Raw genomic sequence first — 19,312 nt, forward strand, 5'->3', positions numbered from 1 at the left:
TGAGCCTCCGGCGAGGGCGCTCATGAGCTCCACACCCATTCCCAACACCTTCGACGAGGAAAAGCCGCGCGATCCCTACTGGTACAAGCGCGCCGTCTTCTACGAGGTCCTCATCCGGGGCTTCGCCGATTCCAACGGCGACGGCACCGGCGACATCAAGGGACTGATCAGCAAGCTCGACTACCTCCAGTGGCTGGGCGTCGACTGCCTGTGGCTGCTCCCGCTGTACGAGTCGCCCCTGCGTGACGGCGGCTACGACATCGCCGACTTCATGAAGATCCTCCCCGAGTTCGGGGACCTGGGCGACTTCGTGAAACTCGTCGAGGAGGCGCACCGGCGCGGCATGCGCGTCATCGCCGACCTCGTCATGAACCACACCAGCGACGCCCATCCCTGGTTCCAGGCGTCCAGGCACGACCCCGAGGGGCCGTTCGGCGACTTCTACGTGTGGTCCGACACCGACGAGACCTACCAGGACGCCCGGATCATCTTCATCGACACCGAGACCTCCAACTGGAGCTACGACCCGGTCCGCGGCCAGTACTACTGGCACCGCTTCTTCCACCACCAGCCGGACCTCAACTACGAGAACCCGGACGTGCAGGACGCGATGCTGGAGGTGCTGCGCTTCTGGCTGGACCTCGGCATCGACGGGTTCCGGCTGGACGCGGTGCCCTACCTGTTCGAGGAGGAGGGCACCAACTGCGAGAACCTGCCGAGGACGCACGAATACCTCAAGCGCATTCGGGCCGAGGTGGACCGGATCTACCCCGACCGGGTCCTGCTGGCCGAGGCCAACCAGTGGCCGTCGGACGTGGTGGAGTACTTCGGCGACCCGGTGGGCGGCGGCGACGAGTGCCACATGGCCTTCCACTTCCCGCTGATGCCGCGCATCTTCATGGCCGTACGCAGGGAGAGCCGCTACCCGATCTCCGAGATCATGGCGCAGACGCCGAAGATCCCTGAGCACTGCCAGTGGGGCATCTTCCTCCGCAACCACGACGAGCTGACGCTCGAGATGGTGACGGACGAGGAACGCGACTACATGTACACCGAGTACGCCAAGGACCCCCGCATGCGGGCCAACGTCGGCATCCGCCGCCGCCTGGCCCCGCTGCTGGAGAACGACCGCAACCAGATCGAGCTGTTCACCGCGCTGCTGCTGTCGCTGCCCGGCTCCCCCGTGCTCTACTACGGCGACGAGATCGGCATGGGCGACAACATCTGGCTCGGCGACCGCGACGGCGTGCGCACCCCGATGCAGTGGGACCCCGACCGCAACGCCGGCTTCTCCGACTGCGATCCCGGGCGGCTCTACCTGCCCGTGATCATGGACCCGATCTACGGCTACCAGGCCATCAACGTCGAGGCCCAGCAGAAGAACGCCGGCTCGCTGCTGCACTGGACCCGACGCATGATCGAGATCCGCAAGCGGCACCCGGTCTTCGGCCTGGGTGAGTACGCCGAGCTCAACTCCTCCAACCCCAGCGTCCTCGCCTTCGTCAGGGAGCTGGGCGACGACCGGATGCTGTGCGTGAACAACCTGTCACGCTTCCCGCAGCCGGTCGAGCTCGACCTGCGCAGGTTCGTCGGCGTCTCCCCAGTGGAAACCATGGGAGGCGTGCCATTTCCGGCAATTGGCGAACTACCGTATCTTTTGACGCTTCCTGGGCATGGGTTCTACTGGTTCACACTCCCGCCGGCCGTCATCCAGGAGGAGTAGGACGTGCTGAATGAGCTCCTTGCCGCATGGATCAGCCGCCAACGTTGGTTCGGCGGCAAGGGGCGCCCGATCGACGAGCTGTCGATCGACGCGGACGTCGTGCTGACGCCCGGACTCCGACACCTGATCGTCGCCGTGTGGCAGGACGGCTGCCGCGACCGCTACCAGCTCCTGCTCGGCGAACGCCACGACCTGCCCGACCGGCTCGCCCACGCCCTGATCGGCTCCGTGGACGGCATCTGCTTCTACGACGCCACGCACGACCCCGAGCGCACCTCGTGGCTGCTCGACGGCATGGCGCGCGACGAGACCCGCAGCGGCCTGCGGATGCGGCACGTCGAGGGGGCCGACATCGACACCTCGCCACGCAGCATCGTGCTCGGGGCCGAGCAGTCCAACACCTCGCTGGTCTACGGCGACGCCTACATCTGCAAGCTCTTCCGCCGCCTCATCCCCGGCGTGAACCCGGAGCTGGAGATCGTCACGGCCCTCGCCGAGAGGAAGGCGCCGCACATCGCGCAGCCGTACGGCTGGATCGAGGCCGAACTGGACGGCACCGGGACCACGCTGGCGATCATGCAGGAGTACCTGTCGAACGCCAACGACGGCTGGGACCTCGCGCTGACCAGCGTCCGCGACCTCTACGCCAGCCCGCAGGAGACCAGCGCCGCCGAGGCGGGCGGCGACTTCGCGGGCGAGGCGCGGCGGCTCGGCGTCGCCACCGCCCGCGTGCACGAGGAGCTGGCCGCGGCCTTCCCGACCGACCTGATCGAGACGCACGAGATCAAGCGCATGGCGGAGTCCTTCCGCCGCCGGCTCGGCCGGGCCGTGGCCGAGGTGCCCGAGCTGCGTCCGCACGTGGGCGCGATCGAGGACGCCTACCACGAGGTGGAGCAGCTCACCGGCGCCGTGCCCGTGCAGCGGGTGCACGGCGACTACCACCTGGGCCAGGTCATGCGCACGCCCACGGACTGGGTCGTCCTCGACTTCGAGGGCGAGCCGGGCCAGCCGCTCGCCGAGCGGCGGGCGCTGTCGTCGCCGCTGCGTGACGTGGCGGGCATGCTGCGCTCGTTCGACTACGCGGCCCGCCACCTGCTGGCCGGCCGCGCCGAGGCCGCCGACCTGGAGGGGCGGGCGCAGGAGTGGGCCGACCGCAACCGCGCCGCCTTCCTGGAGGGCTACCGCGAGGGCGGCGGCGTGATCGGCCGGGTGGACGCGACGCTGCTGCGGGCGTTCGAGCTGTCCAAGGCCGTGTACGAGGTCGGCTACGAGGCCAGGAACCGCCCGACCTGGCTCCCCATCCCCCTGGCCGCCTTCCGGCCCCGCTGAGCGGTCAGGCCCAGCCGGTGGGCGCGGGAGCGCCGGGACGGAGGACGGGAGACATCTCCGTCCGCCGTTTCTCCTGCTCGCCGCTGATCCGCAGCACGACGAGGATCGCGAACACCGCGGCCACCAGCATCAGCGCGATGCTCACCACGTCGAAGCGGGCCGCCGCGGCGAGGGCGTCGGCCTCATCGGCGCTGAACAGCACGCGCGCGGCCACGTTCGAGACCCAGGCGCCGATGAGCCAGGCCGCCCACCAGGCGTGCAGCAGCCCCTTGCGCGACGACCACGAGCGGGCGGAGGCGTCCCAGATGTCGTCCACGATCTGCTTGGGGAACCAGAGCGAGACGATCGGGACGATCCAGCCGAGGATCAGCCAGGCCCGGGAGCGCCGGTGCCCGTGCGGGGCGAGGATCTCGGCGTTGGCCCGCACCCGGAACAGCCAGACCAGGAACGCCACGATCGCGGCGAGGTAGGCGATGGTCTCCACGATGCCGGAGAGGGCGTAGACGAGGTCCGCGGTGTCGATCTCCGCGTCGGTCACGGAGGTCGGGTCGGCGATGATCCGGTCCACGACGTTGGCGTACCAGAGGTCGATGACCGCCGCGACGACGCCGACCAGCGAGTCGGCGACGAGCGCCACGACCGCGAGGATCGCCGGTCCGCGGACCGGGCGTAAGAGCGGAGGAGGCGGAGGATATGACGGATGTGTGGGGGAAGCGGGTGGCGGGTACATTGCTGCAACCTTTCTGGCTGGGTTGACGAGCAGCGCACCAGTATGTCGAGCCAGATGGCGGTAAAGGATGGGTTATCCCATCCCGGCACTCTCTTGTGATGAACCCGGGATTTTGCACTTTCTGTGATTGTGTCGGGGAAGCGGGCAGAGCCTGGGATGGACGGTCGTCGTAAGGCAGTGTTGGGAGCATGCCGATGAGGAACGAGCTCGACCGCCTCGCGGGTGGGGCGCACCACGATCCGCACTCCGTGCTCGGAGCGCACCCCGCGGCCGGCGGGGTGATCTTCCGTGCGCTGCGCCCGCTGGCCGAGCGGGTCACGGTGGTGCTGGACGACGACGACACCACCTATGACATGAAACACCAGGCACACGGGGTGTTCGAGGTGCTCGTTCCCGGGCTGGACAAGGTGCCCGGCTACGCCCTGCGGGTGAAGTACGCGGGCGGCGAGCCGTTCACCGTGCGCGACCCCTACCGGCATTGGCCCACCCTGGGCGAGGTGGACCTGCATCTCATCGGCGAGGGACGCCACGAGCGGCTGTGGGAGGCGCTGGGCGCCCGCGTGCTGGAGCACGAGGACACCCAGGGCGTGGCGTTCTCCGTCTGGGCCCCCAACGCGCGCGGCATCCGCGTCATCGGCGACTTCAACCACTGGGACGGCACCGCCTACCCCATGCGGTCCCTGGGCCGCTCGGGCGTGTGGGAGCTGTTCGTGCCGGGCCTGGGGGCCGGCGAGCGGTACAAGTACCAGGTCCTGGGCGCGGACGGCACCTGGCGGGAGAAGGCCGACCCCATGGCGCGGCGCACCGAGGTGCCGCCCATGACGGCCTCCGTGGTGGACAAGTCCGACTACAGCTGGCAGGACGACACCTGGCTGGTCGAGCGGCGCGAGTCGCACGCGCAGGCCAGGCCGATGAGCATCTACGAGGTGCACCTGGGGTCGTGGCGGCCCGGCCTCTCGTACGTGGAGCTGGCCGAGGAGCTGTCCGCGTACGCGAACGACCTGGGCTTCACCCACGTGGAGCTGCTGCCGGTGGCCGAGCACCCGTTCGGCGGGTCGTGGGGCTACCAGGTGACCTCCTACTACGCGCCGACGGCCCGCTTCGGCACCCCCGACGAGTTCCGCCACTTCGTGGACCGCATGCACCAGCGCGGCATCGGCGTGATCCTCGACTGGGTGCCCGCGCACTTCCCCATGGACGAGTGGGCGCTGGCCCGCTTCGACGGCACCCCGCTGTACGAGCACGCCGACCCGGCGCGCGGCGAGCACCCCGACTGGGGCACCTACGTCTTCGACTACGGCCGCCGCGAGGTGCGCAACTTCCTGGTCGCGAACGCGTTGTTCTGGCTGAGGGAGTTCCACATCGACGGGCTGCGCGTGGACGCCGTGGCCTCGATGCTCTACCTCGACTACTCGCGGCGCGAGGGCGAATGGACCCCGAACGTCTACGGCGGCCGGGAGAACCTCGACGCCGTCGAGTTCCTCAAGGAGATGAACGCGGTCAGCTACCGGGAGGCGCCCGGCATCTCGACCGTGGCGGAGGAGTCGACGGCCTGGCCGGGCGTGTCGCGCCCGGTGCACCTGGGCGGGCTGGGCTTCGGCTTCAAGTGGAACATGGGCTGGATGCACGACACGCTCGAATACCTGCGCCACGAGCCGGTCTTCCGCCAGTACCACCATCACCAGATGACGTTCTCGCTGCTCTACGCCTACTCGGAGAACTACGTGCTGCCGCTCTCGCACGACGAGGTGGTGCACGGCAAGGGGTCGCTGCTCGGCAAGATGCCCGGCGACGAGTGGCAGCGCTTCGCGCAGCTCCGGGCGCTGCTGGCGTTCATGTGGGCGCATCCGGGCAAGCAGCTGCTGTTCATGGGCGGCGAGTTCGGCCAGGGCTCGGAGTGGTCGGAGGAGCGCGGGCTCGACTGGTGGGTGCTGGAGTTCGACGGGCACCAGGGCGTGCAGCGGCTGGTCCGCGAGCTCAACCGGGTCTACAGGGAGACTCCGGCGCTGTGGGAGCAGGACACCGTCCCCGAGGGCTTCCGCTGGCTCGACGCCGACGACGCCTCCGGCAACACCTTCTCCTTCGTCCGCTTCGCCAAGGACGGCTCGGCGGTGGCGTGCGTGGTCAACTTCAGCGGCGCCCCGCACGACGGCTACCGGCTGGGGCTGCCGTACGCGGGGCGGTGGCGCGAGGTGGTCAACACCGACGCCTACGACTACTGGGGCAGCGGCGTCGGCAACATGGGCGGGATCGAGGCGGTGGAGGAGCCGTGTCACGGGCTGCCGTTCTCGACGACGCTGCGGGTGCCGCCGCTCGGCGCGGTGTGGTTCACGCACGAGGGACCGTCCGCGAGCGACTGAGCGCCGGGGGTGAGGTCACTGAAAGTTCGGTGAGAACCGGACGGGGGGCCTGTGCCTGCTGGGGAAATCGCCCTAAACTCCGAGATCATCCCCTTCGGAGGAAGACGCGTGCGATTTCGCCACCTGATGGTCTGTTCGGCCGTTCTGGCGCTGATCCCGTTATCGGGCCCGGCCTACGCGGACGACCCCACCCCGACGCCGACCCCCGCCCCCGCCGCGACCCCCGCACCCGCTCCCACCACCCCTGAGGAGAAGGTCGAGGACGGTCTGGGCGCCGACGGCGGCGCCGAACGGGCCATCGTCGAGCTGACCGATCCGGCGCAGAACGAGCCCGTGGCGAGCCAGGCGGCGGCCCAGAGCGTGGACGTGGTGCTGCGGCCCCAGAACCAGTCGTTCATGGTGGTGCAGGGCACCGCGGAGGAGCTGGCCGCGCTGGCCGCCGATCCACGGGTCGCCTCGATCCACCGGGACCGGACGTACACTCCGGCCGACGTGGGCCCCAACCTCAAGCTCATCGGCGCCGACCAGGCGCACGCCAAGGGCCTCACGGGGACCGGCCAGGCGGTGGCGGTGCTGGACACCGGCATCGACCGCGACCACCCGTGGTTCAGCGGCCGGATCGTGGCCGAGGCGTGCTTCTCCGCCGTGGAGGCCGGCGTCGAGTCGCTCTGCCCCAACGGGCAGAGCGAGCAGATCGGCGAGGGCGCGGCCGACGCCATGACCGCCAAGTGCCTGGCCGGCGGCACGAACCTGTGCGACCACGGCAGCCACGTCGCGGGCATCGCGGCCGGCACCGGCGGCGTCGCGCCGGGCGCGAGCATCGTCGCGGTGCAGGTGTTCAGCCGGGTCAACGACGAAGGGGTGTGCGGCGAGGCGTCGTGCGTGCTGGCGTTCGAGTCGTCGCTGCGCCTCGCGATGGACTACGTGGCCGGGCTGGACCGGCCGGTGGCGGCGGTCAACCTGAGCCTCGGCGGCGCGCTGTCGGAGACCGACTGCGACGCGAGCGAGGAGGGCGTGATCTTCAAGCCGAAGATCGACGCGCTGCTGGCCAAGGGCGTCGCGACCGTGGTGGCCGCGGGCAACGAGTACTTCGACGGGGCGTCCTACCCGGCGTGCGTCTCCTCGGCGGTGACGGTCGGGGCGAGCGACAACGCCGACGCCATCGCCGACTTCTCCAACCGGGGGACGCTGCTGGACCTGTTCGCGCCGGGCGTGGACGTCGAGTCGGCGGTGCCGGACAACCAGACCGTCGTCTACAGCGGCACCTCGATGGCGACGCCGCACGTGGCGGGCGCGCTCGCGCTGATGAAGCAGGCCGCGCCGGACACGCCGATCGGCGACCTGGTCGAGACGCTGAAGAAGACCGGGCGGCCTTACACGTACGAGTCGAACGGCACGCAGGTCACCACGCCGCGCCTGGACCTGGCGGCGGCCCTGGCGGGGGCGACGCCGCAGCCGACGGTCACGCAGTCGCCCGTCGCGCCCGAACCTGGGCCGTCCGACGAGACCGGCCCGGCTCCCACGGACCCGCCCTCCGACGACCCGCCCTCCAACAACCCGCCCGAGCCGCCGGATCCGCAGCCGACGACCTCCCCTGTGCCGCTGCCCACCGTGACGGTCACCGTGACCGTGACGCCCTCCCCGGCCACCACGGCCGCGGTCTGCACGCGCGGCACGGCGGCCAAGAAGCTGTCGGCCAAGAAGTGGGCCGTCGAGATCCACCGCAGCAGCGGCAAGCTGTCCGACGCCACGCTCACCTGCTACCTGAAGCTGATCGCGAAGTCGAGCAAGGTGTTCCCCGAGCTGACGAAGGCGTCGTCGCTGGGCAAGGCGTACCGGGTGCTGAAGAACGACACGACGAACAAGGCCAAGCTGGACAGCGCCCTGCTGACCGCCTGGCTGAACTGGGCGCACGGCACGAACGGCACCACGGCCCTCACCGCCGCCGAAAAGGTGCGGATGGTGAGCAAACCCTCGGCCTCAGCGCTGAAGAAGGCGACAAAGAACGTCCTCAAGACCGTCAAATAGCATCCGTCACCCACATCACATAAGTCGCAGGCGGGGAGGGAACCGGCTGAACGCCGATCCCCGGAGGAACCCGTGAGGCTACGGTCCCTGCTCGCCTGCGCCGCCGCCCTGGCCATCATGTCGGCGGCGCTCTGCGCGCCGCCCGCCCTGCGCGCCGACACGCGGCACGCCTGGGGGACGCCCGTCCCGCCGGACGGCGTCATCGCGCTGAACGTGCGCGCCAAGGACGCCAACGAACCCGTCGTCAGCGACGCTCTGGAGGAGGAGATCCGGACCAAGACCCGGGTCCGCTGCATCATCCAGCTCAAGCCGGACCAGAACGTCAGGGCCGTCGCCAACGACGTCGAGAAGGCGTCCGAGAGCGGCCGGGTGCTGAAGTCGAACGGCTCCTCCAGCTTCTTCGTCGCCGAGGTCGACCTGCGCACGCTCGCCGAGCTGCGGAAGGACCCCCGCGTCCAGGCCGTCTACAAGGACGAGTTGAGCGCCGCGGCCCCGCTCGCCGCCTCCGCGATGCCGCCGGGACTCGACGTCAGCACCAACCTGATCGGCTCGAACCGGGCCAACGCCGCCGGCTGGACCGGCCGCGGCACCACGGTCGCCGTGCTCGACACGGGGATCGACCGCAGCCACCCCTTCTTCGCCGGCCGCATCGTGGACGAGGCCTGCTTCTCCTCCTCCTACGCCCGCGACGGCACCGTCTCGCTCTGCCCGAACAACCGGCCGAGCCAGACCGGCGCCGGGGCGGCCGACGCGAGGACGGCCCGGTGCCTCTTGGACGACGCCAACGCCTGCTTCCACGGCTCCCACGTGGCCGGGATCGCGGCCGGCCGCCTGGTCCCCGGCGCGCCGTCCAACGGCGTGGCCCCCGAGGCGGGCATCCTCGCCGTACAGGTGTTCAGCCGGCTGGAGAATCCGCTGTCCTGCGCCCTCCAGAGGGTCCGCGCGCCCTGCCTCCTCAGCTACACCTCCGACCAGAAGCTGGCCCTGCAGTACGTGGCGCGGGTCGCCAGGCTGCACAACGTCGCCGCGGTCAACCTGAGCCTCGGCGGCGGCGAGCCGTTCACGCGGGCCTGCGACGACGACCCGGCCGCGGCGGCGCTCAAGCCCGAGTTCGACGCGCTGGAAAGGCTCGGGGTGGCCTCCGTGGTCGCGGCGGGCAACGAGGGCTTCACGTCCGGCGTGACCGCCCCGGCCTGCGTCTCCACGGCCGTCGCCGTGGGGGCCAGCGACGCCGGTGACGCGCCGGCCTCGTTCACGAACCGGGGCCCGCTGGTGGACCTGTTCGCGCCGGGGGTGGCGATCCGCTCGTCGGTGCCCGGGGGGACGTACACGGAGCTGAGCGGCACCTCCATGGCCGCGCCGCACGTCGCGGGCGTGTTCGCGCTGATGCGGCAGGCGTATCCGCGCTTCTCGGTGGCGCAGGCCCTGCAGCGCCTCCAGGCCACGGGCCGGCGCCTGCGGTACACCGCTGGCCGGATGTCGGTCACCACCGCCCGCATCGACGCCGAGCAGGCCACCGCCGCCGCCACCGCCCGCTCCGCCGCCTGACCGGGGGCAGGGCTCGCCTACGTGTCACGGGAGGTGAGGGGGAGGGCGGCGGTGTCGAGGACGAGGTCGGCGGTGTCGCGGGTGGCGCGGATGGCGGTGGCGTTGGGCTCGTCCACCTCCGCCACCCATCGCTCCGCCGCCTCGGGCGCCTTGCCGAAGCGGATGTGGCGGCGGACGAGGCGGTCGAGGCGGACGCGGTCGTCCAGGTCGGCGTACCAGACCTCGGTCATGGCGGCGCGCACCTGCGGCCACGGGGCCTGCGGGAGGAGCAGGTAGTTGCCCTCGCTGACGACCGCGCGGGCCTCGGGCGGCACGGGGATGGAGCCGGCGATGGGCTGTTCGAGGTCGCGGTCGAAGGACGGGGCGTAGACGACCGTGCCGGTCTCGGCGTGGAGGCGGCGCAGCAGGGCCAGGTAGCCGTGGGCGTCGAAGGTGTCGGCCGCGCCCTTGCGGTGCCGCCGGCCCAGGCGCTCCAGCTTGACGTCGGCGAGGTGGAAGCCGTCCATCGGCACCTGCACGGCGGGCAGTCCGGTGGCGGTGAGCCGGTCGGCCAGCCAGTGGGCCAGGGTGGACTTGCCCGCTCCTGGGCAGCCCGCGATGCCGAGCACGACCCGCCGGCCGCCGGCGGCCAGGTCGTGGACGCGCTCGACCAGGGTGTCGGCGAGCGTGGGGCGGTCGTCGTCGGTGTTCGGGCGCACGGACCCATTGTTCCCGGTGGCCGGGTGCGGCCTTCGTACGAACTGCCCCGACACGAACGGAAATGTGTCGCTTAGGGTGAGTTGTATGGACGCAGGCAAGGCGATCTTCGAAACCGTCGACAGGCTCCGCCAGCGGCGCACCGGCCCGCTGGTCCTGGAGCTCGATCTCACCGAGGGCGTCACGGAAGGGCCGCCGACGGATCCGCTGGCCGCCGTGTTGTCCATGCGCAAGACGCGCCTCGCGGACGTGATCGGCGGGCTGCGGCGGGCGCGGCGGGACTCCCGGGTCAAGGGGCTGGTCGTCAAGATCGGCGGGCCGCCGCTGGGGCTCGCCATGGTGCAGGAGCTGCGCGAGGCCGTCCTTCACTTCCGGGCCAGCGGGAAGCTGACCGTCGCGTTCGCCGAGACGTTCGGCGAGTTCGCGGGCGGCACCGTCCCCTACTACCTGGCCAGCGCCTTCGAGCGGGTCTACCTGCAGCCGAGCGGGGACGTCGGGCTCACCGGCGTCGCGGTCGAGCAGCGCTTCCTCAAGGGCGCGCTCAACAAGCTGGGCGTCGGCTACGAGGTCGGTCAGCGGCACGAGTACAAGACCGCGGCCAACACCTTCACCCAGGACCACATGACCGAGCCGCACCGCGAGTCGATCGGCCGGATCGTGGAGTCGATCACCGAGACGATGATCGACGGGATCGCGGAAGGGCGGCGGCTGGACCCGGACAAGGTGCGCGAGCTCATCGACCGGGGCCCGTTCACCGCCGAGGAGGCGCGGGAGGCCGGGCTGGTGGACGGGCTGGCGTACCGGGACGAGGTGTACGACGAGCTCAAGCGGGCCGCCGGCGCGGAGGCCAACCTGCTGTACGTCTCCCGCTACGCGCGGGCCGCCACCGTCAGGAAGCTGCCGCACCCCGGCGCCGACGCGATCGCGCTGGTCCACGGCATCGGCATGATCAAGACGGGCCGCAGCGGCCGGAGCCCGCTCGGCGGCGGCGGGGCCATGGGCTCCGACACGATCAGCGCCGCGCTGCGGGCCGCCCGCCGCGACGAGCACGTCAAGGCCGTGGTGTTCCGGGTGGACAGCCCCGGTGGCTCGTACGTCGCCTCCGACACGGTCTGGCGCGAGGTGTCGCTGACGCGGAAGGTCAAGCCGGTCATCGTCTCGATGGGCGACCTGGCGGCCTCCGGCGGCTACTTCGTGTCGATGGCCGCCGACGTGATCATGGCCCAGCCGGGGACGCTGACCGGATCGATCGGCGTGTACGGCGGCAAGCCGGTCTTCGCCGACCTCCTCCAGCGGATGGGGATAAGTACAGAAATGGTGGCTGAGGGGGCCAACGCCGGCATGTTCTCCACCTCGCGCACCTTCTCCCCCGAGCAGTGGGAGCGCATCAACGCCTGGCTCGACCGCATCTACGACGACTTCGTGGGCAAGGTGGCGAGCAGCCGCGACCTCAGCAGGGAGCGTACGCACGAGCTGGCCCGCGGCCGGGTCTGGACCGGCGCCGACGCGCGGGCCTACGGCCTGGTGGACGAGCTCGGCGGCCTGGAGGACGCCCTGGCGCTGGCCAGGAAGCGGGCCGGGCTGAGCGAGGACGCGCCGGTGCGGACGTACCCGCGGCTCAACCCGCTGGAGCGGCTGCGCGGCCCGGACTCCAGCGAGGACAAGTCCGCTGCCCTCGCCAGGATCCGGCTCGACGCCTGGGGGCCGCTGGCCCGCCTGTCGGCCGAGCTGGGCCTGCCCGCCGCCGGCCCGCTGATCCTGCCCGAGTGGTACACGATCCGCTGATTGGCGCGGGCCGCTACACCGGGCGGTAGCGGCCCCGCAGGCGGACCAGCGGCTGGAGCGAGGAGTCGACGTAGGTCACGCCGAGCACGGCGGCGATGAAGAGCGTGTGGTCGCCGGCCGGGACCACCTGCGTGGTCTCGGCCTCCAGCGCGGCCACCCCGCCCTCCACCACCAGCGCCTCCGTGTGCGCGCCCCGGTGGTGCGGCAGCCCCGCCACCAGCAGGCGGGCGCTGGGCCTGCCCGGGGTGGCGAAGCGGCTGGCGACGGCCGCCTGCCCCGCCGACAGCAGGGAGGCGGCCCAGCGGTCCCGCCGGAGCAGGACCTCGTGCAGATAGCCACGGCCGGCCAGGCTGACCAGCACGAGCGGAGGCTCCAGCGACACCGACAGCAGCCCCGACACGGTGGTGCCGAGGTCGTCGCGCCCGTCGCGTACGGTCACCACGGCGACCCCGCCGGCGAGCTGCGCCATCGCCTCCGTGAACTCGCTCACCGCGCACGCACGCCGATCAGCCCAGGCCGTTGGTGGTCAGCCATTCCTTGGCCACCGTGGCGGGCTCGTCCTTGTTGACGGAGATCTGCTGCATCATCTGGAGCAGCGAGTCGGTCGTCAGCTTGGCCGAGACGGAGTTGAGCGTGGTGCGGATCGTGTCGCTCGCGCCCGCCTTGAACAGCAGCGGCGTCACGTTCTGGGCAGGGAAGACGTTCTTGGTGTCCTGGAGCGGCACCAGGTTGTTGGCGGTCATCTTGGGGTCGGTGGTGAAGACGTTGCCGACCTGGATGGTGCCGTCCTTGAGCGCGTCGGCGGTGGTGGGGCCGGTCGGCTTCCACTCCTTGAACTCGATCCCGTAGACCTCCTTGAACCGGGCCTCCCAGCGCTTCTTGAACTCCGGCGGCCCGCCCACGACGAAGGTCTTCGAGACCTTGCCGAGGTCCTCCATCGTGGTCAGCGACTGCTTGGTCTGGGTGTCCTTGGTGACCGACAGGCTGTCCTTGTCCTCGGCCGGGGAGGAGTCGAGCACCTCCAGCTCGGCGGGCAGCTTCTCCTTCAGCGCCGCGTTGACCTCGTCGGTCGTGGCGGCCGTGGCCTTGAGGTCGATGAAGGCGAGCAGGTTGCCGTTGTACTCGGGGACGATGGTCAGGCCGCCGCTCTTGACCTGGTCGTAGACCGCCTCGCGGCTGCCGATGCGCGGCTTCTCCTCCACCTGCACGCCCTTGGACTCGAGGGCCTGGGCGTAGATCGAGGCGAGCAGCGCGCTCTCGTCGAAGTCGAAGGAGCCGATGACGGCCTTGCCCGCGTCGGCGGCCCCGCCCGAGGCCGAGCCGCTGGGGGCGGCGCTGGAGGTGTCGAGCGGGTTGCCCGCGTTGCCGGACCCGCCGCCGCCACAGGCGGACAGCGCGAGCACCGCCGAGATCAGCGCCCCCGCGATGCCGTACGTGCGTCTCATCTTGCTATTCCCTTCTAAAGCGGGCGGTAATACAGGAGACTATCGGATTCTCTGGCGTTGGCTCACCCCCGGCGAGACCGCCACCCTCTGCGCGAGCGCGAACAAGATCTGCACAACAAGTGCGAACAGCACAATCAGTACGGAACCCCCGACGACGCTCGCGTAATCCTTCGTCGCGAACCCGTCGATCACGTAACGCCCGAGCCCGCCCAGCCCCGTGTACGCCGCCACCGTCGTCGTCGCCACGACCTGGATCGCCGAGAGCCGGCACCCGAGCAGGATCAGCGGCAGCGCCACCGGCACCAGGGCCCGCGTGAGCACCTGGCCGCCGCGCAGCCCCATCCCGTACGCCGCGTCGCGCAGCTCGGGATCGACCCCCCTGATGCCCTCGTAGGTGTTGACCAGGATCGGCGGCACCGACAGCAGCACCAGCGGGATGATCACCGGCCAGATCGACGCCGTGCCCAGCAGCAGCACGAACATCACCAGCAGGCCCAGCGTCGGCAACGCCCTGGCCAGGTTCGCCGAGACGACCACGATCACCTCGCCGCGCCCGGTGTGCCCGATGAGCAGCCCGACCGGCACCGCGATCACCACGGCCAGCGCCAGCGCCAGCGCCGAGAACTCCAGGTGCTCCAGCAGCCGCATGGGGATGCCGCCAGGACCCGACCAGTTGGCGGCCGTGCCGAAGAACTCGCCCAGCCAGGAGAAGAAGCTCGTCAGCCAGCTCACGACGCCATCCCCTTCCTGGCGCGTACCCAGGGGGTCAGCAGCCGCTGCGCCAGCACGATCAGCGCGTCGGCGACCAGCGCCAGCGCCACGATCAGCACGATGCCCACGATCACCGGCGGCATGAACGGGTTCTGGTAAGCCCGCGTGAACAGCCCGCCGAGCCCGCCCTGCCCGATCAGCGCGCCCACGCTGACCAGGCTGATGCTGGAGACCGCGACCACCCGCAGCCCGGCCAGCACCACGGGCACCGCGATCGGCAGCTCGACCCGCAGCAGCCGGCGCAGCGGCGTGAAGCCCATCGCGACCGCCGACTGCCGTACGTGGTCCGGCACCGAGCGCAGCCCGTCCACGACGGCCGGGATGAGCACGGCCATGCCGTAGAAGGTGAGCGGGATGATCACCGTGGTCTGCGACAGCCCGGTCACCGAGATCAGCAGCATGAAGACGGGCAGCGACGGCAGCGCGTAGATCACGTTCATCAGGCCCGACGTGGGCTGGTAGAGCCAGCGCCAGCGCGCGCAGGCGAGGCCGAGCGGCAGCGCCAGCACCAGCGAGAGCACGATCGGCACCAGGGACATCGTGAGATGGTCGGTCAGCAGGTTGCGGATGCTGTCGGCCCGGCCGGTGTCCCAGTTGCGGCCGATCCACTCCCAGATGGAGGGTGGGCCGTCAGACATCGGCGGCCTCCGCGAGCGCCTGGTCCAGGCTCTCCCTGGTGGCCACGCCGACGACCCTGCCCCCCTCGTCCACGGCCACCGCGCAGCCGGACGGCGACAGCAGCGCCGCGTCGAGGGCCGCGCGCATCGAGTCGCGGCCGTGCACGAACGTGCCGTAGCGCTCCAACTCGCCGGGCCGCGCCCCGGAGGCCCAGCCGAGCGGCCGGCCGTCGCCGTCCACGACCAGCAGCCACGGCTCGGCGGCGCCGCGCTCGGCCCCCTCCTCCACGGTCAGGTCCGTACGCAGCCGCAGCCCGTCGGTCGGGACGAACTGCAGCCGCCGGATGCCCCGGTCGTGCCCCAGGAACTCGCGGACGAAGTCGTCGGCCGGCTCCGTGAGCAGCGTCCTGGGGTCGGCGACCTGCGCCAGGCGCCCGCCCACGCGCAGCACCGCCACCCGGTCGCCGAGCTTGATGGCCTCGTCGATGTCGTGGGTGACGAAGACGATGGTCTTGCGCAGCTCCGACTGCAGCCGCAGCAGCTCCTCCTGGAGGCTCGTCCGCACGATCGGGTCCACGGCGCTGAACGGCTCGTCCATGAGCAGCACCGGCGGGTCGGCGGCCAGCGCCCGCGCCACGCCCACGCGCTGCTGCTGCCCGCCGGAGAGCTGGAACGGGTAGCGCCCCGCCAGCGCCGGGTCCAGCCCGACGCGCTCCAGCAGCTCCATGGCACGGGAGCGGGCCTTCTTGCGGTCCCAGCCGAGCAGGTAGGGGACGGTGGCGACGTTGTCCACGATCTTGCGGTGCGGGAACAGGCCGGCCTGCTGGATGACGTAGCCGATGCCACGCCGCAGGGTCGGCGGATCGATGCCCTGGACCGGTTTCCCGTCGAGGAGGATGCGGCCCTCGCTGGCGTCGATCATGCGGTTGATCATCCGCAGGGACGTCGTCTTCCCGCACCCGGAAGGGCCGACCAGCACGGTGATCTCCCCCGTGGGCGCCTCCAGGCTGAGGGAGTCAACCGCCACCGTGCCGTCCGGATAGCGTTTGGTGACCGCGTCGAATGTGATCACGCGTGACCTCTCGCTCGTGGCAGGGCCGCGGCCCCCGTGCCACGACCGCCGCATGATCTCTCGTGCACGACAGACTACGGCGAGGACTACGGGCGTGTCGTGCCGGGCTGCGCTTAAGCGCTTCACTGACCAGCCTTATTTACTTAAATCCGGATCTGGTAGTGCGCCGAACCTGTCGGTGTTGGCATGATTACCTCCACAATCTTCCTGACGCGCACCCCTCACACCCTCAGCGTCCGCACCCAGAGGATCCGGCCCCGTGTCCCAGCCGCTCACCGATCAGCGCCCACGCGCCGAACTGATCGCAGAGCTCTACGACCGCCATGCCGCCGGGCTGTTCGCGTACTGCGCCGACCAGCTGGGCGACCTCGGTTCCGCCTCCGACGTCCTGCTGGCGGTGCTCAACGCCGTCCCGGCCGCGGAGCCGCCCCGCGCCGCTCTCTACGCCTTCGCCCGCCGCGAGATCCACCGGCGTGACGTCGTCTACGCCCCTCCCACCGTCGACCCCCTCATCGACCCGGCGACCGCTCTCGTCGAACGCACCCTGCGCGAGCTGCGCCTCCACCAGCGCGAGGTGCTGGTGCTGTGCGCCGTCTGCGGCCTCAGCAAGGCCGAGCTGGCCTGGGTGCTCGACGTCGCCCCCGACACCGCCGAGGAGCTGGCCGTAGGAGCCGGGCACCGGTTCCGCCAGGCTCTCGGCACCGCGCTGGCCTCGATCGGCGCCCGCGTGCCCAAGCCCGTCGCCGACATCTACGGCGCGCTCGGCGTCGCGCCGCTCCGGGACGTACTCGGCCGCCTGCCGTGGCCGCAGCCGCCCGGCGCGCTGCGCATCCACTTCGCCGGCTCGCGTACGGCCCAGCCCGCGCCGCTGTTCGTCAAGCCGCGCTGGCCGAGCCCGCCGGTGTGGCCGCAGCCGCTGGCCGACGCCGACCCCGCGACCAGCACCGTGATCTTCCCGGCGGAGCTGCTGTCGCCGCCGCCGGCCTCACGGGTGTCCGAGCACGAGGCCACCACGGCCCCGATGCCCAAGCTCCGCGCCCCGCTCGGCCCCCCTCCCGGCCTCACCCGGCCGCTCAGGGACCCGCTCGGGGCCTTCGACGCCCAGCGCGCCAAGCGCACGCCGGTCCCGCCGGTCCCACCACCGCCGCCGGGCGGGGAACGGCCGTTCTTCATGGCCGCGCCGAACGAGGACGGGTTGCAGCCCTTCGCCACCGGCGACGTGCTGCTGCCCAAGGACTCCCCCGAGCCGTACGCGACAGGGGACGTGCTGCTGCCGGGCGAACCCACACCGTTCCCCCAGTCGTTCACCCCGCCGTTCACCCCGCCCTTCACCCCGCCGGCGCCGTCCGGCGGGCGGGGCGGGCTGCGGCGGCCGGAGCCGGTGCGCCGCTCCCAGCCGACACCCGCCGACGACGTGCTGGTCCACAAGGGCCCGCCGCGCCCGGTCCAGCCCGGCGGCCCGCAGCAGGAGGAGGACGCGCTCCCCCGGGAGACCGCGCCGCTGTTCCAGCCGCGCGCCAAGCCCGCCGAGCCGGTCTACCGCCTGCCGTGGGAGGACGAGCCCGCGGGCAAGGACGCGCCCGCGAGAAAGGACGCGCTGGATCCGCGCCCGGTCCGTGCCCGGCCCGTCCCCAAGCGCCGCCCCGAGCTGAAGCCGCGCCCGGAGAAGAAACGCCGCCGCAAGGAGCGCCACTACGACTGGGTCTGGGAGCTGGTCGGCTTCCTGGTCTGCGTGGCGATCGCGATGATCGTGTTCTTCTCCGTGCCCAACATGTTCAACCCGTAGCCCCTCCCCGAGGACCGGCTACGCGCCCAGCAGCGCGGCCAGCCGGTCCTCGTCGGAGAGGATGTCGAGCGCGACCACCCTGCCGCCGGCCACGGTGAACGCCATGACCGACAGCGGCCGGCCCTCCGGCGCCGTGACCACCCCGGCCACGCCGTTGACCAGCACCGGCCGCACGTACGCCGCGAAACGCCGGAACATGAACGCCCGCCCGGCCACCTCCAGCGCCCCGCGCACCTCCAGCCAGGTCCGCGGCGCGCCGCCCGCGTCGGCCCGCAGCACCACGTCCGGATCCAGCACCGCGACCAGGGCGTCGAAGTCACCGGCCCGCGAGGCGGCCATGAAGGCGTCCACGACCTCCCGCTGCCGGGCCAGGTCGGGGTCCGGCGTGACGGCGCCGTCCCGCACCCGGCGGCGGGCACGGCTGGCGAGCTGCCGGGTCGCGGCGGGGGTGCGGTCCACGATCGGCGCGATCTCGTCGAAGGGCACCGCGAACATGTCGTGCAGCACGAACGCCAGCCGCTCGGCCGGCTCCAGCGTCTGGAGCACCACGAGCAGCGCCAGCCCCACCGAGTCCGACAGCAGCGCCTCGTGCTCGGGGTCCACGCCCTCGGGCGCGGTCACCACGGGGTCCGGCATGCTCGGCTCCAGGGGCTCCTCACCCCGGGTGCGGCGGGAGCGCAGCAGGTTGAGGCAGACCCGGCCCACGACCGTGGTGAGCCAGCCGCCCATGTTCGCCACGTCCCGGACGTCGGTCCGCTCCAGCCGCAGCCACGTCTCCTGCACCGCGTCGTCCGCCTCGCTGAGCGAGCCCAGCATCCGGTAGGCCACCGCGCGCAGATGATCCCGGTGCGCCTGGAACATGGCGGTCAGTTCTTTTTCTTCGTACATCGGTCACATTCTCCATCGCCGCCGGTTCAGAGCGAGTGAGAGACCTTCAACCGGAGAACGTGGAGACCACCAATGGAAGCACGTATGGGCAACCCCGCCTTCGTCGTCCCCGGCGCGATGCAGGCGCTTCAGGCGCTCGGCAAGAGCGTGGCGGGCACCGGCCTGCCGAAGGAGCTGCTGGACCTCGTCTACATGCGCGCCAGCCAGATCAACGGCTGCGGCGTCTGCCTGGAGCTGCACGGGCGCGACCTGAAGAAGAACGGCGAGAGCGACGAGCGGGTGTGGGCGCTGGCCGGCTGGCGCGACGCGCCGTACTACAGCGACGAGGAGCGGGCCGCCCTGGCGCTCACCGAGGCCGTCACCCGGCTGGCCGACCGGCCGGAGGCGGTGTCCGACGAGATCTGGAGCGAGGCCGCCGACCACTTCGACGAGCGGCAGCTCGGCGGCCTCGTCCTGGCGATCGCCTCGATCAACGTGTGGAACCGGCTCAACGCCTCCACCCGGCAGGTCGCGGGCGCCTGGACCCCCTAGCCT

Annotated in this window: 16 protein-coding genes; 8 read left to right on the forward strand and 8 right to left on the reverse strand. The window is 71.5% G+C overall.

The window, feature by feature from the left end; translation table 11 throughout:
• Positions 1-22 precede the first annotated feature (22 nt).
• Both treS and BMW85_RS07645 read left to right on the forward strand, forming a co-directional pair.
• Positions 23-1,723 (forward strand): maltose alpha-D-glucosyltransferase, encoded by a 1,701-nt coding sequence (gene treS, locus BMW85_RS07640; protein ID WP_091078572.1) that lies wholly within the window; start codon positions 23-25, stop codon positions 1,721-1,723.
• 3 nt (positions 1,724-1,726) lie between these two features.
• Complete coding sequence (locus tag BMW85_RS07645) at positions 1,727-3,052, forward strand: maltokinase N-terminal cap-like domain-containing protein (protein ID WP_091078573.1); 1,326 nt, start codon at positions 1,727-1,729, stop codon at positions 3,050-3,052.
• Positions 3,053-3,056: 4 nt separating this feature from the next.
• On the opposite strand, the gene BMW85_RS07650 is transcribed toward BMW85_RS07645, so the two are convergent.
• Complete coding sequence (locus BMW85_RS07650) at positions 3,057-3,689, reverse strand: DUF4328 domain-containing protein (RefSeq protein ID WP_177240532.1); 633 nt, start codon at positions 3,687-3,689, stop codon at positions 3,057-3,059.
• A gap of 287 nt (positions 3,690-3,976) precedes the next feature.
• Here BMW85_RS07650 and glgB point away from each other — a divergent pair, with 287 nt between their 5' ends.
• From glgB to BMW85_RS51825, 3 genes are all read left to right on the forward strand, one after another.
• On the forward strand, positions 3,977-6,142 hold the full coding sequence (gene glgB, locus BMW85_RS07655; RefSeq protein ID WP_091078577.1) for a 1,4-alpha-glucan branching protein GlgB: 2,166 nt from the start codon (positions 3,977-3,979) through the stop codon (positions 6,140-6,142).
• A 108-nt stretch (positions 6,143-6,250) separates the two neighbouring features.
• Positions 6,251-8,170 carry a S8 family peptidase gene (locus BMW85_RS07660; protein WP_143082123.1) on the forward strand — a complete coding sequence of 640 codons (1,920 nt, stop codon included), beginning with the start codon at positions 6,251-6,253 and terminating at the stop codon, positions 8,168-8,170.
• Between the two features lie 72 nt (positions 8,171-8,242).
• Positions 8,243-9,718 carry a S8 family peptidase gene (locus tag BMW85_RS51825; RefSeq protein ID WP_091078583.1) on the forward strand — a complete coding sequence of 492 codons (1,476 nt, stop codon included), beginning with the start codon at positions 8,243-8,245 and terminating at the stop codon, positions 9,716-9,718.
• A gap of 17 nt (positions 9,719-9,735) precedes the next feature.
• On the opposite strand, the gene BMW85_RS07670 is transcribed toward BMW85_RS51825, so the two are convergent.
• Positions 9,736-10,416 (reverse strand): nucleoside/nucleotide kinase family protein, encoded by a 681-nt coding sequence (locus tag BMW85_RS07670; protein WP_091078586.1) that lies wholly within the window; start codon positions 10,414-10,416, stop codon positions 9,736-9,738.
• Between the two features lie 85 nt (positions 10,417-10,501).
• On the opposite strand from BMW85_RS07670, the gene sppA reads away from it, so the two are divergent.
• Positions 10,502-12,199 (forward strand): signal peptide peptidase SppA, encoded by a 1,698-nt coding sequence (gene sppA, locus BMW85_RS07675; RefSeq protein ID WP_091078588.1) that lies wholly within the window; start codon positions 10,502-10,504, stop codon positions 12,197-12,199.
• 13 nt (positions 12,200-12,212) lie between these two features.
• Here the strand turns inward: sppA and BMW85_RS07680 are convergent, their stop codons facing one another.
• From BMW85_RS07680 to BMW85_RS07700, 5 genes are read right to left on the reverse strand one after another with little or no spacing between them, the layout of a single operon-like run.
• Positions 12,213-12,689: a flavin reductase family protein gene (locus BMW85_RS07680; RefSeq protein WP_091078591.1), complete on the reverse strand. Its 477-nt coding sequence runs from the start codon at positions 12,687-12,689 to the stop codon at positions 12,213-12,215.
• Positions 12,690-12,705: 16 nt separating this feature from the next.
• The gene (locus BMW85_RS07685) at positions 12,706-13,644 is read right to left on the reverse strand and encodes an ABC transporter substrate-binding protein (RefSeq protein WP_091078593.1); all 939 of its coding nucleotides are present in this window, start codon (positions 13,642-13,644) and stop codon (positions 12,706-12,708) included.
• Between the two features lie 39 nt (positions 13,645-13,683).
• Entirely contained in the window at positions 13,684-14,376 is a 693-nt protein-coding gene (locus BMW85_RS07690; protein ID WP_091078596.1) for an ABC transporter permease, read from the reverse strand.
• Complete coding sequence (locus tag BMW85_RS07695) at positions 14,373-15,053, reverse strand: ABC transporter permease (protein WP_091078598.1); 681 nt, start codon at positions 15,051-15,053, stop codon at positions 14,373-14,375. Before BMW85_RS07695 ends, BMW85_RS07690 begins: the two co-directional genes overlap by 4 nt.
• Positions 15,046-16,104 (reverse strand): ABC transporter ATP-binding protein, encoded by a 1,059-nt coding sequence (locus tag BMW85_RS07700; protein WP_091078600.1) that lies wholly within the window; start codon positions 16,102-16,104, stop codon positions 15,046-15,048. Before BMW85_RS07700 ends, BMW85_RS07695 begins: the two co-directional genes overlap by 8 nt.
• Positions 16,105-16,363: 259 nt before the next feature.
• Here BMW85_RS07700 and BMW85_RS07705 point away from each other — a divergent pair, with 259 nt between their 5' ends.
• Positions 16,364-17,890, forward strand: coding sequence for an RNA polymerase sigma factor (locus tag BMW85_RS07705; RefSeq protein ID WP_091078603.1), 1,527 nt, complete (start codon positions 16,364-16,366; stop codon positions 17,888-17,890).
• Positions 17,891-17,908: 18 nt separating this feature from the next.
• Here the strand turns inward: BMW85_RS07705 and BMW85_RS07710 are convergent, their stop codons facing one another.
• On the reverse strand, positions 17,909-18,778 hold the full coding sequence (locus BMW85_RS07710) for a sigma-70 family RNA polymerase sigma factor (RefSeq protein WP_091078605.1): 870 nt from the start codon (positions 18,776-18,778) through the stop codon (positions 17,909-17,911).
• A 72-nt stretch (positions 18,779-18,850) separates the two neighbouring features.
• On the opposite strand from BMW85_RS07710, the gene BMW85_RS07715 reads away from it, so the two are divergent.
• Positions 18,851-19,309 (forward strand): carboxymuconolactone decarboxylase family protein, encoded by a 459-nt coding sequence (locus BMW85_RS07715; protein WP_091078608.1) that lies wholly within the window; start codon positions 18,851-18,853, stop codon positions 19,307-19,309.
• Positions 19,310-19,312 lie beyond the last annotated feature (3 nt).

The organism is Nonomuraea wenchangensis (assembly GCF_900111685.1).
Classification (GTDB): Bacteria; Actinomycetota; Actinomycetes; order Streptosporangiales; family Streptosporangiaceae; genus Nonomuraea; species Nonomuraea wenchangensis.

Coding starts and splice junctions, on each gene's coding strand:
- BMW85_RS07695 (WP_091078598.1), bottom strand. CDS start 15,053: ATGTCTGACGGCCCACCCTCCATCTGGGAGTGGATCGGCCGCAACTGG.
- BMW85_RS07685 (WP_091078593.1), bottom strand. CDS start 13,644: ATGAGACGCACGTACGGCATCGCGGGGGCGCTGATCTCGGCGGTGCTC.
- sppA (WP_091078588.1), top strand. CDS start 10,502: ATGGACGCAGGCAAGGCGATCTTCGAAACCGTCGACAGGCTCCGCCAG.
- treS (WP_091078572.1), top strand. CDS start 23: ATGAGCTCCACACCCATTCCCAACACCTTCGACGAGGAAAAGCCGCGC.
- BMW85_RS07715 (WP_091078608.1), top strand. CDS start 18,851: ATGGAAGCACGTATGGGCAACCCCGCCTTCGTCGTCCCCGGCGCGATG.
- glgB (WP_091078577.1), top strand. CDS start 3,977: ATGAGGAACGAGCTCGACCGCCTCGCGGGTGGGGCGCACCACGATCCG.
- BMW85_RS07710 (WP_091078605.1), bottom strand. CDS start 18,778: ATGTACGAAGAAAAAGAACTGACCGCCATGTTCCAGGCGCACCGGGAT.